Here is a 3,201-nt window from a genome sequence, read left to right on the forward strand (position 1 = left end):
ACACCGGCAGCGCGCCGAGCACGGGCAGGGTGCCACGGTCCGAGCGCGAGACCTGGTCGTACCTAGCGCGCTGCTGGGCGGGCAGCGAGTCGAGCAGCCTGCGCGCGGTCGCGAGCTTGCCCTCGACGGTGCGCTTGTGGCGGGCGCCCCCGGTGCGGCTGCGCCGGAGTTCGGCGAGCCTTCGGGTCGCGTCGGGGCGACGCTGCGCCAGCTCGCGCCGGGCCTGCTGGACGCGGTGCAGTTCGCCCGCCTGGACATCGCCGATCTGCGCCAGGGCCGCGGCCTTGTCGAGGTACGAGTCGGGGTCGGACGAGAGCAGCAGGGCGAGCGAGGGGTCGATGGCGCCCGCGCGGTACTGGGCGCCCGCGAGCGCGCCCAGCGCCCCGCGCATCCGGTTGACCAGCTGCTGGCTGCGGGCGACGCCGTCCTGTGCCTCGGCGACCTGACGGCGCAGCTGCTTGGTCTGCTCGCCGGCCTTGTCGTACTGCTGGGTGGCCCGCTCGGCCTGCGCGTACAGGCCGTCGACCTCGCTCTTGGTGGCCGCCGCCGATTCGTGCGGCTCGGCGCCGGCCGGTGCGGCCCCGAGTCCTGCCGCGGCCGTCGCCAGCGTGGCGGACAGCACAGTGATCCGGGCGCTCCGTGCGAGGCCGGACTGGGTGGCACGGCGATGGGACACCACAGGAGCCGCACTCCTTCCGCTGCTGCGGTCCCTGCCGCCCCGATGGGCGGACCGGTTGCCGGGAACCGCACGCCGGACAGTAGCCGCGCGAACACGCCGCGGCCAAAGACCCCGCCGTGCACACAGCGTGACGCCCCGCCGCAGACCTCAAGGTCACGACGGGGCGGGGAGTCAGCTCACTGCACTGTAATTCGCCCGATCGGACGGTGTCGGCGGCGCCGTCAGGAACGGGTCCCGACCGGTCCGTACCGGATCACTGGATCCGGATCGGACCGGGGCCGGACATCCGACCGGGGTCAGATACGGACGCCGAACTGGAACGGCATGTCGCCCATCGCCTCGTACCTGACGACCGCACCGGTGTGCGGTGCGTGCAGCACCTGGCCGTTGCCGGCGTAGATGCCGATGTGGTGCATGTCGCCGTAGAAGAGCACCAGGTCGCCGGGCTTGAGGGCGCTCTGCGAGTAGATGCGCTGGCCGGCGTTGGCCTGGGCCTGCGAGGTGCGCGGGATGGTGACGCCTGCCTGCGCGTACGCCCAGGACGTCAGCCCTGAGCAGTCGAAGGAGGCGGGGCCGGTGGCGCCGTACACATACGGCTTGCCGAGCTGGGTCTTGGCCGCGTTGAGCGCCTCGGCGCCACGGGCGGAGGCCGGCACCGCGTTGCCGAGGTCCGCGCGGTCGCTGGCCCGGTTGGCACGCGAGTTCTCCGCGGCTATCGAGGCGCGCTCGGCGGCGGTCAGCGTGGAGAGCAGCTGACGCGCGGAGGCGAGCTTGTCCTGGACTTCCTGCTTCTTCTTGCCGAGTTCCTTGCGCGTCGACGCCAGGTCCTTCAGCTTGTCCTGCGCCTCGGCACGCTCCTGGGCGAGGGTGCGCTGCTTGGCCTGGATCTTCTTGACCGCGTCGGCCTGCTGGTCACTCAGCTGGTCCTGCGCGGTGGCCTTGTCGAGGAAGTTGTCCGGGTCGGACGAGAGGAAGAGCTGGACGGACGGGTCGATGCCGCCCGAGCGGTACTGGGCGCTCGCCATCGAACCGAGCTGGCCCCGCAGCTTGTTGAGGTCCTCCTGGCCGCGGGCCACGCTGTCCTGGAGGTCGTCGACCTGCTTCTTCAGCTTGCTCTGCTGGTCCTTGGCACCGTCGTACTTCTGGCTGACCGCGTCCACGTCTTCGTAGAGCTTGTCGACCTTGGCCTTGACCTCACTCTTGGTCGGCTTGGGGTCTGCGTGCGCGGCCTGAGCGGTCAGGGCCACAGCTGCGGCAGCGGTCGCGGTGAGCACGGTCACACGAGTGCGGCTCGGCTGCTTGGGACGACGGTGGGACGCCACGGGAGGCGAGCTCCTTCTTCCTCAGAGCCGCCGAACACGTTGGGGAACCGTGAAGGCATCGGCGGTTCCTTCGCTGCCACCCCGGATGAGTGATCAACCGCGCGAAGGTTCGAGGCCCGACCTTAGTGACCTTCTTGTGATCAGTTCAAATCCTGTTGCCCAAAATCTCAGTCACCAGGTGCATATTTTACAGACATCGCACAGGCAGTAACGGTCACTTGACGCTGTGATGGAGAATCCGCACCACGAAGTCGGGCATTGGGCCCAGCAGTTACTAGACGCGCGAAAGCCTCTTCAGCAACAAGACGGACGCGACGGGCCTGGCACCCGATCTCGCCACGCCGTCGGCGACCTCACGGTCGGCCGACACGACCACCACGGGACGCCCGGAAGGCTCCGCCCTGACCAGCTGCCGGATCACCTCGTCCGCTGTCACCCCGGGCTTGCTGAACAGCACCCGCACCCCGCGCGGCGGCGCGAGCAGCACCGGCGCCGCCAGCTCGGCCCCGTCGAAGACACAGGTCATCTCGGCGCCGGTCTGCGCGGCGAGCATCGAGAGACCGCCCAGCAGGCGCAGCCGCTGCTTCTCCAGCGGCAGTTGCGGATAGCCGGTCTTGGTGACGTTGTAGCCGTCCACCACCAGATGGGCCTGCGGCAGCGACAGCAGTTGGTCGAGCAACGCCGGATCGGTGTCGGAAAGCGCCCTGGCCGCGACGTCCTTGGGCGAGAGCGTGCCGGGCTCGACCGCGTCGACGGAGTCGGCGGGGCGCGAGGTCACCGGCGGCAGGGCCAGTTCGCGCCGCAGCCCCTGGGCCGCGTCGAGCACCGTGTCGAGCAGCAGCCGCAGCCGCATGTCCTCGACGGAACGCCCCTCGCGTACGGCGCGCCGGCCGGCCTCGACCGCCGCCTCCGCCTCACCGAGCCTGGCCTTCAGCCGCCGCGACTCGCTCTCCGCCGCGGCCACCCGGGCCGCCGCGTCGGCCCGGGCCGCTTCGATCTCGGAGCCGGAGCGGCGCAGCGCCGCCTCACCGCGCTTCACATCGCTCTGTGCGCTGCGCAGCTTGCGCTGAAGCGATTCAGCATCCTTGCGGGCCGCGTCCAGCTCGGTACGCAGCCGCTCGTTCTCGGTCCTGGTCTGGGCCCGCGCTTCGGCCAGCTCGGCGCGCAGCCGCTCCAGCTCGTGCCGGCCCGCCTCGTCGG

3 protein-coding genes are annotated in these 3,201 nt (G+C 70.9%); all 3 read right to left on the reverse strand.

All coding sequences use genetic code 11. The features are described from left to right. Window positions 1-679, reverse strand: a 679-nt coding sequence (locus tag G3I19_RS35640) for a hypothetical protein (protein ID WP_164267825.1), incomplete at its 3' end; no start/stop codon positions are given. 296 nt (window positions 680-975) lie between these two features. Next, complete coding sequence (locus G3I19_RS35645; RefSeq protein WP_164267826.1) at window positions 976-2,001, reverse strand: C40 family peptidase; 1,026 nt, start codon at window positions 1,999-2,001, stop codon at window positions 976-978. Window positions 2,002-2,275: 274 nt separating this feature from the next. Further along, window positions 2,276-3,201 (reverse strand): NYN domain-containing protein (locus G3I19_RS35650; RefSeq protein ID WP_164267827.1); only part of this gene is annotated, 926 nt, incomplete at its 5' end.

The organism is Streptomyces sp. SID10853, from assembly GCF_010548145.1.
In the GTDB taxonomy this organism is placed as follows: domain Bacteria; phylum Actinomycetota; class Actinomycetes; order Streptomycetales; family Streptomycetaceae; genus Streptomyces.